We start from the raw sequence: 16941 nt of genomic DNA on the forward strand, positions 1-16941 counted from the left end.
GGCTCATCCGCGCAGCGGGCGGCCTGCGAGCGGCCGTGCTCCGGCGCGGGCGGCCTGCGCGCGCAGGCGGCCGCCGACGAGGCGCGCCGCGAGGACGCCGCCGAGGAAGCCGAACAGGTGGCCCTCCCAGGAGATTCCCATCCGCGTGGGGAGCACGCCCCAGATCATCCCGCCGTAGACGAGGCCGACGACGAGCGACAGCGCGATCGAGAGGGCGCTCCGCTCGAACCAGCCGCGGAGGAGCAGGAAGCCGAAATAGCCGAAGATCACGCCGCTCGCGCCGATGTGCACCGACGAGGGAGCCCCGAGGAGCCAGACGCCGAGGCCGCCCACGAGGGCCGCGACGAGCGTTACGAGGAGGAGATCGCGCTTCTTGCGCAGCATGATCAGCCAGCCGAGCCCGACGAAGGGCAGCGTGTTCGCCGCGAGGTGGGCGAAGCCGCCGTGGAGCAGCGGCGCGAGCGCGATGCCGACGAGGCCCGGGACCGTGCGTGGGCGGATCCCGAGCGCGTCGAGCGATCCATGGAAGACGACGAGATCGAGGATCTCGATGCTCCAGAGGAGCGCGACGAAGCCTCCGAGCAACGCCGCATGGAGCTTGAGCTCACGGGTGATCGACCTGGTTTCGATGGTGCTCATCCTGATCCCTCGCGAGCCCCGCGCAGAGGAGCCCACGACCGAAGCCTAGCTCGTGCAACCGCCACGCGCGCGCGGTCTTCCCGCGATCGCGAAGCCGGGCATGTCGAGCTCGCCGCCAGCGCGAGGCAGCCGCGCCGGCCCGTCCCGGGGGCAGGGGAGCCGCGCGCCGCCGGCGACGTCGCCCGAGCCTGAGGACCGGGCGCCCGGACGCTGCTTCGACGTCGATAGCTGCCCGCCGTCGGGGGCAGCGGGGTAGAACTCGACCTCATGCTGCTCACCCGCGCCGAAGCCACCGGGTTCCGTGAGACATCCCTGCACGCGGACGTAATGCGGTTCGTGCGCGAGCTCGCGGCCCGCGACGACCCGCGCCTGCACGTGACGACCTTCGGGACCAGCCCCGGCGGGCGCGAGCTGCCGCTGCTCGTGCTGTCGAAGGACGGCGTGCGCTCCCCGGCCGAGGCGCGCCGCGCCGGTCGCCCCGTGGTGCTGATGCTCGACGGGATCCATCCCGGGGAGGTGGAGGGCAAGGAGGCGAGCCTCGCGCTCGTCCGCGACCTGCTCGACGGCCGGCACCCCGACTGGCTCGACACGCTCGTGCTCCTCGTCGCGCCGCTCTTCAACCCCGACGGCAACGACGCGCTCGACCCGCAGAACCGCCGCCTGGACCTGAAGAAGCTCGCCGGTCAGCCAGGTCCCGTCGTCGGCACCCGCACCCAGAGCCAGGGCATCAACCTGAACCGCGACTACCTCCGGCAGGCCGCGCCCGAGATGCGCCTGCTCCAGCAGCACGTGTGCGTCCCGTGGGCGCCAGACCTCACGATCGACAACCACGCGACGAACGGCTCGGTGCACCGGTTCCACATGACGGTCGACGTGCCGCACACCGTCGAGTCCGGCCGCGCCGAGCCGATCGCGATGGTGCGCGACCGCCTCGTGCCCGATGTGATCGCCGCGGTGAAGAAGCGCGGCTTCGACAGCTGCTGGTACGGCAACTTCGTCGAGGACGAGCGCGTGCTCGACGCCGACGGCGAGGTCGACCCCGCGGCGCCGGTCGGGCTCGGCTGGATGACCTACCCGCACCATCCGCGGTTCGGCTCGAACTACCGCGGGCTCACGGGCCGGCTCGACCTCCTGCTCGAGTGCTACAGCTACCTGCCGTTCGAGGAGCGCGTGCAGACCGCCTCGGCCTGGCAGATCGAGACCCTCTCCTGGGCCGCGGCGCACGCGGACGCCATCCGCGAGGTGGTCGCCGCGAGCGCGCGGCCGCCGGACCGCGTCGCGGTCCGCTACCGGCTGGAGCCGACCGGGACCCCGATCGACATCCTCACGCGCAGCCCGCGGACGTTCGACGGCGCGCCCGTCACGCTGCGGATCCCGCACCACGCGCGGTTCGTGGGGACCACCGTGGTGGACCGGCCGCGGGCCTACCTGGTGCCGCCCGCCATCGCCGAGGCCCTGCGCCGGCACGGGCTCCGCGTGGCGCCGGCCGAGGGCGTCCACGACGTCGAGGTCGCCCAGGTAGCGTCGCTGGGCGCCGAGGGCGGCCGCGCCATCCTGGAGGCGGCCCGGGTCGGCGAGGTGGCCGTGCGGTGGCGCGAGGAGGCGCGGCGCGCCCCCGAGGGCTGGTCCCGCGTCGACACGGATCAGCCGCTCGGCGCGATCGCCGTGTACCTGTGCGAGCCCGAGAGCGACGACGGGGCGGTCGAGAACGGCCTCGTGGAGATGCCCGCGATCGGGGATGAACACCCGGCTTGGCGCGTCCGGGGAGCATGATCCACCACCCGCAGCGGCCGAGCGCTGCGCTAGAACCTCTCTGTTGGATCCAGGAGAGCGTATGAAGGACCAGATCCCCGGATTTCTGTTCATCGACCACCTCGCCATCGCCGTGCCCGCCGGGCAGCTCGAGGCGCAGGTGAACGCGTACGAGCTGCTCGGCTTCCGCGAGGTGCACCGGGAGGAGGTCCGGGGCACGGATCAGGTCCGCGAGGCGCTGCTCCGCATCGGCGACAGCGAGAACCTCATCCAGCTGCTCGAGCCCCTCTCGCCCGACTCTCCCGTCCAGAAGCTCATCGACAAGAACGGCGGCCGCGGGGGCTTCGCCCACGTCGCCTACCGGGTCCGCGACGCGCAGGTCGCCTTCGACGAGCTCAAGGCGAGGGGCTTTCGCATCATCGACGCGGCGCCCCGGCCCGGCTCCCGGGGGACGACGATCTTCTTCCTGCACCCGAAGTCGCGCGACGACGCGCCGTTCGGCCATCTCATCGAGGTCGTGCAGTCCAATGAATCCCATGAATGAGAAGCTCTTCGCGGAGTTCGCGCCGGTCGCGCTCGGGGCCTGGAAGCAGGCGCTCGGGCGGGATCTCAAGGGAAAGAGCGCCGAGGATCTCGCCTGGGCGAGCGCCGAGGGGCTCCTCGTGCCGCCGCTCTTCGCGCCGGACAGCCCCGCGCTCCCGCCGGCGGAGGGCGGCCCGCTCGTGGCCTCGCTCGTGGCCGAGCTCCGGGGCGGCGCGCCGGAGCTGCGCTTCACGGTGGGGTGCAGCTACTTCCTCGAGATCGCCCGCCTGCGCGCCGCGCGCCTCCTGGCCGAGCGCCTGCGGCCGGGCGCCACCGTCACCGCCATCGTCCCGTCGGCGGCCGTGCCCGGCGACGAGCCGCACAAGAACCTCCTCCGCGGCATCGTCGCCATGATGGCGGCCCTGGCCGGCGGCGCGGACGAGCTCGAGATCTCCCCGCCCGAGCGCCTGCTCGGCAACGCCCGGGTCATCCTCCGCGAGGAGGCCCGCTTCGACGCCGCCGAGAGCCCCGCGGCCGGCTCCTGGTACATCGAGCAGCTCACGCGCAGCCTCGCGCGCTCGGCCCTGCGGCAGCTCGACCAGGCGGCGGAGCTCCCCGAGCCGGGCGCGGCGCCGTCCGGCGACGCCGCGCCCCCCGAGCACGTCGGGTTCTCGGCCGGCTTCCCGCCGTTCCTGCGCGGGCCGTATACGAGCATGTACGTGGTCCGCCCGTGGACCATCCGCCAGTACGCCGGGTACTCCACGGCCGAGGAGTCGAACGCGTTCTACCGGCGCAATCTGGCCGCCGGGCAGACCGGCCTCTCGGTCGCCTTCGATCTGGCGACCCACCGCGGCTACGACTCGGACCACCCGCGCGTCGTCGGCGACGTGGGGAAGGCCGGTGTCGCGATCGACACGGTCGAGGACATGAAGATCCTCTTCGACCAGATACCGCTCGACAGGATGAGCGTGTCGATGACGATGAACGGCGCCGTGCTGCCCATCATGGCGTTCTACATCGTCGCCGCCGAGGAGCAGGGCGTCAGGCCCGAGCTCCTGTCCGGGACCATCCAGAACGACATCCTCAAGGAGTTCATGGTCCGGAACACCTATATCTACCCGCCGGCGCCCTCGATGCGGATCGTCGCCGACATCTTCCGCTATACCGCCGAGAAGACGCCCAGGTTCAACTCGATCAGCATCAGCGGCTATCACATGCAGGAGGCCGGCGCGACAGCCGAGCTGGAGCTCGCTTACACGCTCGCCGACGGCCTCGAGTACCTGCGCACCGGGATCGCGTCGGGCATGGATATCGACGATTTCGCCGGGCGATTCTCGTTCTTCTTCGGGATCGGCATGGACCACTTCACCGAGATAGCGAAGCTGCGGGCGGCGCGGCTCCTCTGGGCGAAGATCGTGAAGGGCTTCCACCCGAAGAACCCGAGGACCATGGCGCTGCGCACCCACTGTCAGACCTCGGGCTGGAGCCTCACCGAGCAGGACCCGTACAACAACATCGCGCGCACGGCGATCGAGGCGCTCGCGGCCGTGCTCGGCGGCACCCAGTCGCTGCACACGAACGCCCTCGACGAGGCGCTGGCGCTCCCCTCGGACTTCTCGGCCAAGGTCGCGCGCGACACGCAGCTCCTGCTGCAGGGCGAGACCGATGTCTGCCGGGTCATCGACCCGTGGGGCGGCTCCCACCACGTCGAGCGCCTCACCGACCGGCTGGCGCGGCAAGCGTGGCAGTTCATCCAGGAGGTGGAGTCGCTCGGCGGCATGGTCAAGGCGATCGAGAACGGCCTGCCCAAGATGCGCATCGAGGAGGCGGCGGCCCGCAAGCAGGCCCGCATCGACGCCGGCCGCGACGTCATCGTCGGCGTGAACGCGTACAGGCTGGAGCGAGAGGCGCCGCTCGAGCTGCGCGAGGTCGACAACTCCGCGGTCCGCGAGAAGCAGGTCGCGCGGCTCCGCGCCGTGAAGGCCGCCCGCGACGAGGCCGCCGTGGGCGAGTCGCTCGCCGCGCTCACCCGCTCGGCCGAGACGGGCGAGGGGAACCTGCTCGAGCTCGCCGTGGAGGCCGCGCGCCGCCGCGCGACGCTCGGCGAGATCTCCGACGCGCTCGAGCGCGTCTTCGGCCGCTACGAGGCCCCGGTGCGCACGGTGAGCGGCGTTTACGGCGCGGAGATCCGCGAGGCGGGGGCCGCCCGCGACGTGGAGGCGCTCGTCCGCGAGTTCGCCGCGCTCGAGGGCCGCCGCCCGCGCATCCTGGTCGCCAAGATGGGCCAGGACGGCCACGACCGGGGCATGAAGGTGATCGCCACCGCCTTTGCCGATCTCGGGTTCGACGTCGATATAGGCCCGCTCTTCCAGACCCCGGAGGAGGTGGCCCGCCACGCCGTCGAGAACGACGTTCACGTGGTCGGCATCTCGTCGCTCGCGGGGGGCCACAAGACCCTCGTGCCGCAGCTGATCGAGGCGCTCGGGGAGGCCGGCCGCGGGGACATCCTCGTCGTGGCGGGCGGCGTGATCCCCCCTCAGGACTACCGCTATCTCGAGGAGCGCGGCGTCGCCGGCGTCTTCGGCCCGGGGACGGTCATCCCGGACGCCGCGGCGCGGATCGTCCGCACGCTGATCGAGCGGCTGTCCGCGCAGGAGGATCGCCAGGTTTGAATCCGAGCCCGAGGCAGCTCGTCGACGGTCTCCTCGCGGGCGACCGCGCGGCGCTCGCCCGCGCCATCACGCTGGCCGAGAGCTCGCTCCAGCGCCACCAGGCGCTCGCCGAGGAGGTCCTGGAGCTCTGCTTGCCTCACAGCGGCGGCGCCGTGCGGCTCGGCATCACCGGCGTCCCCGGCGTCGGCAAGAGCACGTTCGTCGACGCCCTCGGCGCTCACCTCGTGCGCGAGCGGGCGGAGACGGTCGCCGTGCTCGCGGTCGACCCCAGCAGCCCTGTTCACGGCGGGAGCATCCTCGGCGACAAGACCCGGATGCCGCGGCTGGCCAGCGATCCGCGCGCCTTCATCCGCCCCTCGCCGTCGGGCGGCTCGCTCGGCGGCGTGGCGCGGGCCACGCGCCAGGCCGTCCTGCTCTGCGAGGCGGCCGGGTACCGCAACATCCTTGTCGAGACCGTCGGTGTGGGCCAGTCCGAGGTCGCGGTCGCCGGCATGACGGACTGCTTCCTGCTCCTGATGCTCCCGGGGGCAGGGGACGAGCTGCAAGGCGTGAAGCGCGGGATCATGGAGCTCGTCGACCTCGTGATCATCAACAAGGCCGACGGCGGCAACGCCGACAGGGCCGCGCGAGCGCGCCGCGATTACGAGAACGCGCTGCACCTGTTCCCGCCGGCGCCTCACGGCTGGACGCCCGTGGTCGGCGTCTGCTCGGCCCAGGAGAACCGCGGCGTCCGGGAAGCGTGGGAGATCGTGCTGCGCCACCGCGCGCACATGCAGGCCGGCGGCTGGCTGGAGCGCCGCCGGGCCGCGCAGTCGCGCCGCTGGCTGTTCGAGCTCATCGAGGGACAGCTGCGCGAGACGTTCCTGCGCAGCGCCGCCGTGCGCGAGCGGATGCCCGCGATGGAGGGCCTCGTCGAGGCCGGCGCGCTCAGCCCGCTGAGGGCCGCGCGAGAGCTGCTCGGCGCCTGGGAGCCGGCGGCGAAGGGGTAGACTCCGCGCCATCGGGCGCAGAAGGGTGTTTGCACAAGATGAAGAAGATCGATCTCGCTCAGGCCCCGGTCCGTGTCGGCACCGCGTATCCACCGCCTTACGACGCCCAGTGCCGCGAGCGGAAGCGCTTGCGGCTCGGCCTCGCGGCGGGATTGAAGCAGCTCGGCGTCAACCAGCTCCGCCTGCCCCCCGGCCAGTGGTCGAGCCAGCGGCACTGGCATCACGCGAGCGAAGAGTTCGTCATGGTGCTCGAAGGCGAGGTGGTGCTGGTCACCGACGCGGGCGAAGAGGTGCTGCGCGCGGGGGACTGCGCCGGGTTTCGCGCGGGGGATCCCGACGGTCACCACCTGCAGAACCGCTCGGATCGAGAGGCCGTCGTGCTCGAGGTGGGAACGAACCCCCCGGACGACGTGGCCGACTACCCCGACATCGACCTGCGAGCCCTGCCCGACGCCTACGTCCACAAGGACGGGACACCGTACGGCCCCAGGTGAGGCCTGCCCCCGTGGATCTCCCGGACGACGCGGCCTAGGGTTCGCCCATGCGCGATGTCTGCTGGCGCTGCCGGCGCCCCCGTCCGGTCTGCTATTGCGCGCTCCTGCCCTCGCTGCCGACGCGGACCCGGGTCGTGCTCCTCCAGCACCCGCGCGAGCGGCGGGTGGGCATCGGCACCGCGCGCATGACCCACCTGTCGCTGCCCAACTCCGAGCTGCACGAGGGGGTGATCTTCGAGGAGGACGCGCGGATCATCGCGCTCGCCAGCGACCCGACGACCGCCGTGCTCTTCCCCGGGGGCGACGCCGACCCGGCTTGCGGCCCGCCGGTGCGGTCGCTCATCGTGGTCGACGGCACGTGGTGGCAGGCGAGGAAGATGCTCGCGCTGAACCCGCGCCTGGCCTCGGTGCGCCGCATCGGCGTGACGCCGCGGGCGCCTGGCAACTACCGCATCCGCAGGGAGCCGCGGCCCGAGTGCCTCGCCACGGTCGAGGCGGTGGCCAGCGCGCTGGCCGCGCTCGAGGAAGAGCCCGCGCGCTTCGACGCGATGCTGCGGGCCTTCGAGTTCATGGTCGACCGGCAGATCGCGTACCAGGCGACGAGCGACGCCCCGCGACGGCGGCGGCGCGCGCAGGCCGCCTCGCCGCTGTCGCCGCTGCGCCCCTACCTCGCGGCGCCGTCGAGCGTGGTGCTCGTCGACGGCGGGGCCAACTCCGGGTGGCCGGCGGGAGCCGGCGCCGGGGGGCCGCCGGGTGCCGATGCAGCCGGGCCGCCGGGTGCCGATGCAGCCGGGCCGCCGGGTGCCGATGCCGCCGGCGCCGAGGGGCCGGCGGGGGCCGGCGAGGCCGAGCCCCGGTCCGAGCTCGTACACCTCGTCGCCTGCCGCCCGTCGGGCGAGCGCTTCGAGGCCTTCCTCCGCCCGCGGCGGCCGCTGGGCCCCAGCGTCGCGCACCAGCTCGAGGTGCCCGAGCGTCGCCTGCTCGACGGCGAGGAGGCGGGCGCGGCCCTGGCCCGGTTCCGCGCGTTCGTGGGCCACGACAGCGTGCTCGGCGCCTGGGGCTCGTTCACGGCGGACCTGCTCGCGCAGGAGGGCCTCGGGCGGCCGCCGTCCCTCGACCTCCGCTACCTCTGCGCGCGGCACCTGCGGCGGCGGCCCGGCGGCATCGCCAGCGGGGCGCGGGCGCTCCTGGCCGGGGACCCGGCGCCCCGCGGGAGCGGCCGCGCCGGGCGCACGCTGGGCTGGCTCGAGGTCGTCCTCGCGCGCCTCCTCGCCCTCGCGGGCGAAGAGGAGGTTGCGGCGCGCGGCGCTGCATGAGACCCTCCGGCCGTGAAGTCCATCCGGTTCCGCTGAGCTCGGCATCCTCGCCCTCCTGAGTAGCCCCCGGTCCGGCCGGGGATACGTGGCGAGCGCGCGGGTGCCTGTCCGTGCTCCGTCTTCCCTCGTTGTCTCGAGTTCCCTCGAAACGTGGAAGACCGGGGTGCGTCGACTCACGCCCGGCAGCCTGGAGGGAGCACGCCACGCACGTCGGGTCGGTCGTGAGCTCGCGCCGCGAGTCTTCCCCCAGCCACGCGCGCCGCCCTGACGGCGGCGCGCGAAGAGGCTCGCACCATGACCGAACGCAACGAAACCTCGTCCACGGGTCCTTCTTCCTTCGCGCCGATCGAGTCCGCCGGCGCGCTCCTCGATGCGGCGCGCCGCGCGGGGCTCCCGGTCGCCACGAACCACGCCGACTTCGACCAGAGCGGGCTCGACTTCCTCGTCGTGCACGCCCACGACGAGGAGGGCGTGCCGTGGGTCGTGCGCACGCCGCGCCGGCCCGCGGTGGTCGCGTCGGCCCGCGTGGAGGCGCGCGTGCTGGCCCTCGTGCGCGAGCGCCTGCCGGTGGCCGTGCCCGACTGGCGCGTGCACACCGACCAGGTGATCGCGTATCCGCGGCTCGGCGACGTGCCCGCGGTGACCATCGATCCCGAGGCGGGCGTGCGCTGGAACCGCGTCGATCCGGCGGCGCCCTCGGCGGCGTTCATCGCGTCGATGGCCGAGGCCCTGGCCGCGCTGCAGCGCATCGACGCGGCGGAGGCCGAGGCGGCGGGCGTCCCCGTGAAGTCGATCGACGACGCGCGCCAGACCGTCGCGCGCGCCATGGACGAGACGCGCGCCGTGCTGGCGCCGCCGGACGCCCTGTGGGCGCGCTGGCAGCGCTGGCTCGCGAACGACGCGATCTGGCCGCGCCACCTGGCGCTCGTGCACGGCGACCTCCACCCCGGGCACATGCTCGTCGACGAGGGCGGCCGGCTCACCGGGATCCTCGACTGGACCGAGGCCCATCTCGGCGACCCCGCGAACGACTTCGCGCTCTTCGCCGGCGCCTTCGGCAAGGGGGTGCTCGACGAGCTCATCGCGCGCTTCGAGGCGGCCGGCGGCGCCACGTGGCCCGGCCTCGCGGCCCACGCCGCCGAGCGCTGGGCGGCGTGGCCCGCGCTGGCGGCCAAGTGGGGCGTCGACACGGGCAACGAGGGCGTCATCGAGCACGCGCGCAGCATGCTCGCCGGGATCGCGGCCGAGGGAGGCTGACCGGCGGCGCGCGCGACGCCCATCGCATCACGGGCGTCGCGCGCGCCGAGGGCACGGCCGAGCGCGGGCGTGGCGATCGCCCCCGCCCGCTGGACCGGCGACCCACGTTGCGGCTCGCCGCCAGCTCGCCGGCTACCTCATGACGCATTGCGTCGTGCGCCCGCGCGTATTCAGCCGCTGCGGCCCTGGATAGCCTCATCTCATGAGCGGAGGACACGGAGCGGACGTCGGCGCGGCGGATCGCGCGCTCGTGCTCATGCTGCTGGGCACGGTCCTCCTCGTCTCGCCGGCGCGCCTGCTCTGGGCCCGCGGCCTGCTCGCGGTGGTGGCCGTCTTCGCGGTGTGGCTCGCGCTGATCGTGTTCGCCGCGCTCGCGACGCGCTCCGACCGCGCTGACGTCGATCGCGCCACGCCCGCCCGCGGCGACGCCGTCCGCGGCGAGCCTCCCCGCGCCGATCGAGAGCTCCCGCCGTGATCGACGTGGGCGTCCTCCTGTTCGCCACGGTGGCCTGGCTCGGCGTGCTCGCCGCGCTCGCGCTCGCCGCGCAGCGCGCGTGGATCCCCCGCTCCCTCGCGCGGCACCCGCTCGTCTACGCCCTCTCGCTCGGCGTCTACGCCTCGTCGTGGACGTACTACGGCGGCGTCGGCTTCGCGCAGCGCCACGGGCTCGTCTTCCTCGCGGTCTACCTGGGCCCGACGCTGGCGTGCATCGCCACGCCGCTCCTCTGGTCGCGCGTCCTCCACATCACGCGCGAGCAGCGCCTCTCCTCGCTCGCCGACCTGCTCGCGTTCCGCTTCCAGAGCCCCGCCGCGGGGGCGCTCGCCGCCGCCTTCTCCCTCGTCGCCAGCGTCCCCTACATCGCGCAGCAGTTCCGCGCGACCGAGCAGTCGGTCCGCGTGCTCTCGGGGCCGGGGCACGAGGAGGCCGTCGGCGCCATCTTCTGCGCGCTGCTCGCGCTCTTCACCGCCTTCTTCGGCGCCCGCCCCTCCGCCGGGCAGCGGCGAGAGGACGGCCTCGCGGCGGCGGTCGCGTTCGAGTCGGCCGCGAAGCTCGCCGTGCTCGCGGCCGTGGGCCTGCTCGCCGTGCTCGGGGCGTTCGGCGGGATGGGCGGGCTCGCGGGCTGGCTCCGCGATCACGCCGCCGACGTCGAGGCGCTCGGCCGCCCCGTGCGCGAGGACAGCGGCTGGACCTCGATGCTCGTCATCAGCTTCGCCGCGGCGTTCCTGCTGCCGCGGCAGTGGCACATGGCCTTCGCCAGCGGCGCCGGGGACCGCGCCCTCGCCAGGGCGGCCTGGGCCTTCCCGCTGTTCCTGCTCGCGCTCAACCTGCCCGTGCTGCCCGTCCTCTGGGCCGGGACCCGCCTCGCCCCGGCGGAGCCGGCCGACAGCTACGTGCTGCTCGTGCCGCAGCTGCTCGGCCACGGCTGGCTCGCGCTCGCCGCCTTCATCGGCGGCATCTCCGCGGCGAGCGCCATGGCCATGGTCACGGCCGTCGCCCTCGCGAGCGACAGCGCGACGCACCTGCTCCTGCCGCTCGCCCGCAGGACCCTGCGCCGCAACGTCTACGCGCGCGTGCTCTGGCTCCGGCGCGGCCTCCTGACCGCCATCCTCGTCGGCGGGTGGCTCTTCCACCGCGCGCAGCAGCACCGCGGGCTGCTCGTCGAGAGCGGCATCGTGTCGTTCGTCGCGTTCGCGCAGTTCCTGCCGGGGCTCTTCGCCGCGCTCTTCTGGGAGCGCGCGACGCGCGCGGGGTTCATCGCCGGGCTCGCGGCCGGCATCGCGACCTGGACGGCCACGTGCCTCGCGCCGCTCCTGCCCGAGATGACCGGGCTCGATCCGGCGTGGCTCGAGGCCCTGCGCGCGGGCCTCGACCCCGCGGCGCACGCGGCGGGCGCCTTGGGCGCGAGGCCGCTCGACACCTGGTCGCTGCCGACGTTCGCGTCGCTCGCCGTCAACGGCGCGACGCTCGGGCTCGTCTCGCTCCTGCGCCCGCCGGCCAAGGAGGAGCGCGAGGCGGCGCGGCTGTGCACGCGCCGCGAGATCGGCCCCTCGGTGGAGCGCGCGACGGTGCCCGCGAGCGTGGGCGCGCTGGAGGAGCGGCTCGCGCGCCTCCTCGGCCGCGAGGCGGCCGGCATCGAGGTCACGCGCGCGCGGATCGAGCTCGACATCCCGCGCGACGAGACGCGCCCGACGGAGCTCCACGCGCTGCAGGAGCGCCTGCACCGCAACCTGTCGCCGCTCGTCGGCCCCGTGCTCGCGAGGACGGCCGCGGAGGAGGCCCACGCCCCCGCCGCGGCGCCGCGCCGCGAGGCGAGCGGCGCGCTCACCGAGGAGCTCCGGTGGCTGGAGCGGCGCCTCGCGCGGGGCGAGACGACGCTCGTCGGGGCGGCGAGGGAGCTCGACCTGCTGCGGCGGTGGCTCCGCTCGGTGCTCGCGCAGCTCCCGCTCGGGGTCTGCGCCGTGGGGGCCGACGGCGCGATCAGCCTCGTGAACCGGCGCTTCGAGGCGCTCGTCGACGCCGAGGAGCGCGACCTCGTCGGGGCGCCGCTCGACCGGCTGCCAGCCCCGTTCGCGGAGCTGTTCGCCCGCGCCGCCAGCGCGGCCTCCGCCGGCGAGGCCGGCGCGGGCGCCGAGGAGATCGAGGCGCGCGTGGCGGGGCGCGCGCGCGCGCTGCGCGTGCACCGCGCCGCGCTCGACCCGCTCGACGCGCGGTCCGCCTCGGGGGGCGTGGTCCTGCTCGTGGAGGACCGCACCGAGCAGCGCGCGCTCGAGCGGCAGCTCGCCCACCGCGATCGCCTCGCGCAGCTCGGCCGCCTCGCCGCGGGCGTGGCGCACGAGGTCGGCAACCCGCTCACCGGCATCGCCTGCCTCGCGCAGAACCTCCGGGCCGAGGCCGAGAGCGACGAGCTCCGCGCGCGCGCGGGCCTCATCCTCGGCGAGGCGGCGCGCATCGAGGCCATCCTGCGATCGCTGCTCGACCACAGCCGCACCGGCGCCGTGCCGTCGCCGGGCGAGATCCCGCGCGCGCGGGTCGGGCGCGTGCCGCTCGCCGAGGTGATCGCCGAGGCCGAGCGGCTGATCCGGCTCGACCGCGCGGCGCCGCGCGTCCAGGTGGAGCAGGCCTGCCCGGAGTCGCTCGTCGTCATCGGCGACCGGCGCGAGCTCGTGCAGGTCTTCGTCAACCTGCTCGCCAACGCCCGCGACGCCTCCGAGGCCGGCGCGACGGTCGCCGTCCGGGGGCGCCTCGAGGCTGGCCAGATCGTCGTCGAGGTCGAGGACCACGGCAGCGGCATCCCGGAGGAGCTCCTCGCCGAGGTGCTCGAGCCGTTCGTGACGACGAAGCGCGACCCGAGCGGCACGGGGCTCGGCCTGCCGCTCTCGCGCTCGATCGTCCAGGATCACGGCGGGACGCTCTCGCTGCGGAGCGCGGTGGGGCAGGGGACGACGGTCATCGTCCGGCTCCCGCTCGCGGGCGCGGCCGGGGCGCGGCGCGGGGCCGAGGCGGAGCCATGAGCCGGATCCTGCTGGTCGAGGACGAGGTCGTCATCCGGGCGGAGCTCCGGCGGCTGCTCGAGCGCCACGGGCACGCCGTCGTCGAGGCGGGATCGATCGCCGAGGCCGAGGCGGAGCACGACCTCTGCGCGTTCGATCTGGTGGTGGCCGACGTGCGCCTGCCCGGCGCGCCTGGCACGGAGCTCGTCGGCCGGTGCGGCGACGCGCCTGTCGTGCTGATGACGAGCTACGCCACGGTGAAGGCGGCCGTCGACGCCGTGAAGCGCGGCGCCGCGGATTACCTGTCGAAGCCGTTCGACCACGCCGAGCTCCTCGCCCTCGTCGACCACCACCTCGCCGCCGCGCGGCCCCGGCCGCCCGCGCCGGCGGACATCGCGCCGCACGCGCTGCCCGCGCTTCCCGCGCTACCCGCGCTAGCGGACGACGAGCTCGAGGGCATGATCGGCGGCTCGGCGGCGATGCGGGAGGTGTTCGCGCTGGTGCGCAGGGTAGCGCCGAGCGAGGCGACGCTGCTCGTGCTCGGCGAGAGCGGCACCGGCAAGGAGACGCTCGCCCGCGCCGTCCACCGGCTGAGCCCGCGGCGGCAGCTCCCGTTCGTGCCGGTCCACTGCGCGGCGATCCCCGAGGGGCTGATCGAGGCCGAGCTGTTCGGGTACGAGCGCGGCGCCTTCCCCGGCGCGCTCTCGGCGCGCGCGGGGCTGTGCGAGGCCGCGGAGGGCGGCACCCTCCTGCTCGACGAGGTCGGCGAGCTGCCGGCGGCGGTCCAGGCGCGGCTCCTCCGCTTCCTGCAGACAGGCGAGCTGCGTCGCGTGGGCGCGGCGCGTGCCCGGCGCGTCGACGTGCGCCTCATCGCCACGACGAGCCGGGATCTCGCGGCGATGGTGCGCGAGCGGTCGTTCCGGAGCGATCTCCACCTCCGGCTGCGGGTCCTCGAGATCCACCTCCCGCCGCTGCGCGAGCGCCCTGGCGACGCCGTGCGCCTGGCGGCGTCGCTGCTCGAGCGGCGCGCGCTGGCGACGGGCCGGGCGCCCTTCACGCTGTCGCCCGAGGCGCGCGCCGCCATCGCGGCGGCGCCCTGGCCTGGCAACGTCCGTGAGCTGGAGAACACGGTCCACCGCGCCATGGTCCTCGCCGGGGGCAGCGAGATCGGCCTGGCCCAGCTCGGGCTCGACGCCCCGCCGCCGCCAGCGCCCGCTCTTCCCGCGGCCGCGCTCGACGGAGTCCCCTCGTCCGACTCGCTCGAGGGCTATTTCCGCCGCTTCGTCCTCGAGCACCAGCACGAGCTGACGGAGACCGAGCTGGCCCGCCGCCTCGGCATCAGCCGCAAGGCCCTGTGGGAGCGCCGGCAGCGGCTCGGGATACCCCGGCCGCGCTCCTGAGCCGGCGGGGCGCCGTGCGAGGCGCGCGCCCGGGCCGGGACGGCAGGGCGAGGTGGTCCTACCGTTCATCTACCGTTCAACGCCAACGCGTGCCCGCGACTCGCCGCCTGGTGTTACCGATCGTAACGCGACATCTCCGGACGAGGACGCCTACGTGCTACCCCGATGACGGAACGGGTATTCTCCCGGCTCCTCGCGTGGTATTCGGATGATGGAGTTCAGCACGCGGCGAGCCGGGGGACTTGGCATCACTGGCACCAGCGCGCGCTCGCGCGCTGCCCGCCCCTCGCTCCTGGCGCGCCGCGGCTGCGACGCCGCCGCGCGGGAGGAGGGACGATGAAAGACACCGTAGCTCCTTCTCCACGGCTCGACGCCGGCCAGGGGCCTGCGTCGAGCCGCTCGACAAGCGCTGCCACTCCTTACATCGAGGAATCGCTCCCATGGCACAGTCGTCTCCCGAAAGCCTTGCCGTGACCCCCGGCATCCGCGCCCACGACAGCGAGGGCGCGCGTGAGGTCGTCAGCAGCTCCACTCTCTGGAAGGTCATCTTCGCGTCCGCGGGCGGCACGATGATCGAGTGGTACGACTTCTATATCTTCGGGAGCCTCGCCGCGATCATCTCCACCCACTTCTTCCCGAAGGACAACCCGACAGCGGGCTTCCTGCTGACGCTGGGCACCTTCGCCACCGGCTTCGTCGTGCGCCCCTTCGGCGCGCTCGTGTTCGGTCGTGTCGGCGACATCGTGGGCCGGAAGTACGCGTTCCTCGTGACGCTGCTGCTGATGGGCGGCGCGACGGCGGTCATCGGCTTCCTGCCGACGTACGAGACGATCGGGCTCGCCGCCCCGCTCGCGCTCGTCCTGATCCGCCTCGTGCAGGGCCTCGCGCTCGGCGGCGAGTACGGCGGCGCGGCGGTGTACGTCGCCGAGCACGCGCCCGACGAGAAGCGCGGCTTCTACACCTCGTTCATCCAGATCACGGCGACGCTCGGCCTGTTCGTCTCGCTGGCGGTGATCCTCGGGACCCGCCTGGCCATCGGCGAGGAGGACTTCAAGGCATGGGGCTGGCGCGTCCCGTTCCTCCTCTCGGTCCTCCTCGTCGCCGTGTCCTTCTACGTGCGTACCCGCCTCAAGGAGTCGCCGATCTTCGCCAAGCTCAAGTCGCAGGGCAAGACGTCGGCCGCCCCCATCAAGGACAGCCTCGGCAACAAGCGCAACTGGAAGGTCATCCTCATCGCCCTGTTCGGCGCCACGGCGGGCCAGGGCGTGGTCTGGTACACGGGGCAGTTCTACGCCCTCTACTTCCTGCAGAACACGCTGAAGGTCCCCTTCATCACGGCCACGATCATCGTCGCCGCCGCGCTCGCCCTCGGCATGCCGTTCTTCGTGTTCTTCGGCGCGCTCTCGGATCGCATCGGCCGCAAGAAGATCATGATCGCGGGCAACCTGTGCGGCGCGATCGGGTTCTTCCCGGTGTTCTGGGCGATGAAGCAGAACGCGGACAGCCCGGTCGCGCTCACCGCGCTCGTGTTCGTGCTCGTGCTCTTCGTCACGATGGTCTACGGCCCGATCGCGGCCTACCTCGTCGAGGCCTTCCCCGCGAAGGTGCGCTACACGTCGCTGTCGATCCCGTACCACGTCGGCAACGGCGTGTTCGGCGGGCTCTTGCCGCTCATCGCCTCCTCGGTGACCGTCGCGACCGGCAACATCTACGCGGGTCTCCTCTACCCCATCACGGTGGCGCTCATCACCGTGGTCGTCGGCGGCATCTTCCTGAAGGAGCGCAGCGACGTGCGCCTCTGGGACGAGATCGACCGCGCCGCTTGACGGCCGGGGGGGCGACCCCTCGTCCACCGCGGCGGCTCCACGCGCCGCCGCTCCAGGTCAGCTGGATCAGACCGCGCTCCCCGGAACCTCCGAGGGAGCGCGTGTCCATTTACGGGACAGGGCGAGCGCGCGCGGCTCACGTCGCGCGGAGCGCCTTGGGCGATGCCGGCTCCGGGCACCGGAAATAATCGAATAAAAGAAGACAAACCACAGAGGCACAGAGGGCACAGAGACGAAGAGGGGAAAGAGTTTTCTCTCTCTCTCCTCTGTGTCCTCTGTGCCTCTGTGGTTCAATTTTCTTTTCGAAGACCGGGCCGAACGCTGACGGCATCACCTCGCGTGACGGCCAGAGTGATCAGTCCGTCTGCCACGCTCCGTCTGCCCTCGTCGCCTCCCGCCTTCGCGCACATACGATGGGTATATTGATTACATCCAGCGACAATTGCCATTGATTCTTCACCTGGCTGAGAGATCGACGCCTGTTCGATTCCGCATGCGTCATGATCAAAGGGCCGCTGACCGGGAATGCAGCCTGAGCCCACCGTGTCATGCGCTTCATCCTCAGCACGGTGGCTTGACGTC

12 protein-coding genes are annotated in these 16941 nt (G+C 73.6%); 11 read left to right on the plus strand and 1 reads right to left on the minus strand.

Annotation, left to right across the window (positions count from 1 at the left end):
• Nucleotides 1-3 precede the first annotated feature (3 nt).
• Nucleotides 4-639 carry a rhomboid family intramembrane serine protease gene (locus WME85_RS16520; RefSeq protein ID WP_437839366.1) on the minus strand — a complete coding sequence of 212 codons (636 nt, stop codon included), beginning with the start codon at nt 637-639 and terminating at the stop codon, nt 4-6.
• A gap of 267 nt (nt 640-906) precedes the next feature.
• Between WME85_RS16520 and WME85_RS16525 the strand changes: the two genes are divergently transcribed.
• The 11 genes from WME85_RS16525 (at nt 907) to WME85_RS16575 (ending at nt 16359) form a co-directional block, all read left to right on the plus strand.
• On the plus strand, nt 907-2412 hold the full coding sequence (locus tag WME85_RS16525; protein WP_437839368.1) for a M14 family metallopeptidase: 1506 nt from the start codon (nt 907-909) through the stop codon (nt 2410-2412).
• Between the two features lie 61 nt (nt 2413-2473).
• Entirely contained in the window at nt 2474-2935 is a 462-nt protein-coding gene (locus tag WME85_RS16530; RefSeq protein ID WP_437839370.1) for a VOC family protein, read from the plus strand.
• Nucleotides 2928-5585, plus strand: coding sequence for a methylmalonyl-CoA mutase (gene scpA / locus WME85_RS16535; RefSeq protein ID WP_437839372.1), 2658 nt, complete (start codon nt 2928-2930; stop codon nt 5583-5585). Before WME85_RS16530 ends, scpA begins: the two co-directional genes overlap by 8 nt.
• The gene (gene meaB / locus WME85_RS16540; protein ID WP_437839374.1) at nt 5582-6574 is read left to right on the plus strand and encodes a methylmalonyl Co-A mutase-associated GTPase MeaB; all 993 of its coding nucleotides are present in this window, start codon (nt 5582-5584) and stop codon (nt 6572-6574) included. Before scpA ends, meaB begins: the two co-directional genes overlap by 4 nt.
• A 38-nt stretch (nt 6575-6612) precedes the next feature.
• Entirely contained in the window at nt 6613-7068 is a 456-nt protein-coding gene (locus WME85_RS16545) for a cupin domain-containing protein (RefSeq protein WP_437839376.1), read from the plus strand.
• A gap of 47 nt (nt 7069-7115) precedes the next feature.
• A complete protein-coding gene (locus WME85_RS16550; RefSeq protein WP_437839379.1) occupies nt 7116-8384 on the plus strand; it encodes a DTW domain-containing protein in 1269 nt (422 codons plus the stop codon).
• A 294-nt stretch (nt 8385-8678) separates the two neighbouring features.
• Complete coding sequence (locus WME85_RS16555) at nt 8679-9641, plus strand: macrolide 2'-phosphotransferase (RefSeq protein ID WP_437839381.1); 963 nt, start codon at nt 8679-8681, stop codon at nt 9639-9641.
• Nucleotides 9642-9843: 202 nt separating this feature from the next.
• Nucleotides 9844-10116, plus strand: a complete 273-nt coding sequence (locus WME85_RS16560) for a hypothetical protein (RefSeq protein WP_437839383.1) — start codon at nt 9844-9846, stop codon at nt 10114-10116.
• Nucleotides 10113-13154 (plus strand): ATP-binding protein, encoded by a 3042-nt coding sequence (locus WME85_RS16565; RefSeq protein ID WP_437839385.1) that lies wholly within the window; start codon nt 10113-10115, stop codon nt 13152-13154. The genes WME85_RS16560 and WME85_RS16565 overlap by 4 nt, the downstream gene beginning before the upstream one ends.
• Complete coding sequence (locus WME85_RS16570) at nt 13151-14533, plus strand: sigma-54-dependent transcriptional regulator (RefSeq protein ID WP_437839387.1); 1383 nt, start codon at nt 13151-13153, stop codon at nt 14531-14533. Before WME85_RS16565 ends, WME85_RS16570 begins: the two co-directional genes overlap by 4 nt.
• 440 nt (nt 14534-14973) lie before the next feature.
• Nucleotides 14974-16359: an MFS transporter gene (locus WME85_RS16575; protein ID WP_437839389.1), complete on the plus strand. Its 1386-nt coding sequence runs from the start codon at nt 14974-14976 to the stop codon at nt 16357-16359.
• Nucleotides 16360-16941: the final 582 nt, after the last annotated feature.

Origin of the sequence: Sorangium sp. So ce1153 (genome assembly GCF_051521595.1) — a bacterium.
Lineage (GTDB): Bacteria > Myxococcota_A > Polyangia > Polyangiales > Polyangiaceae > Sorangium.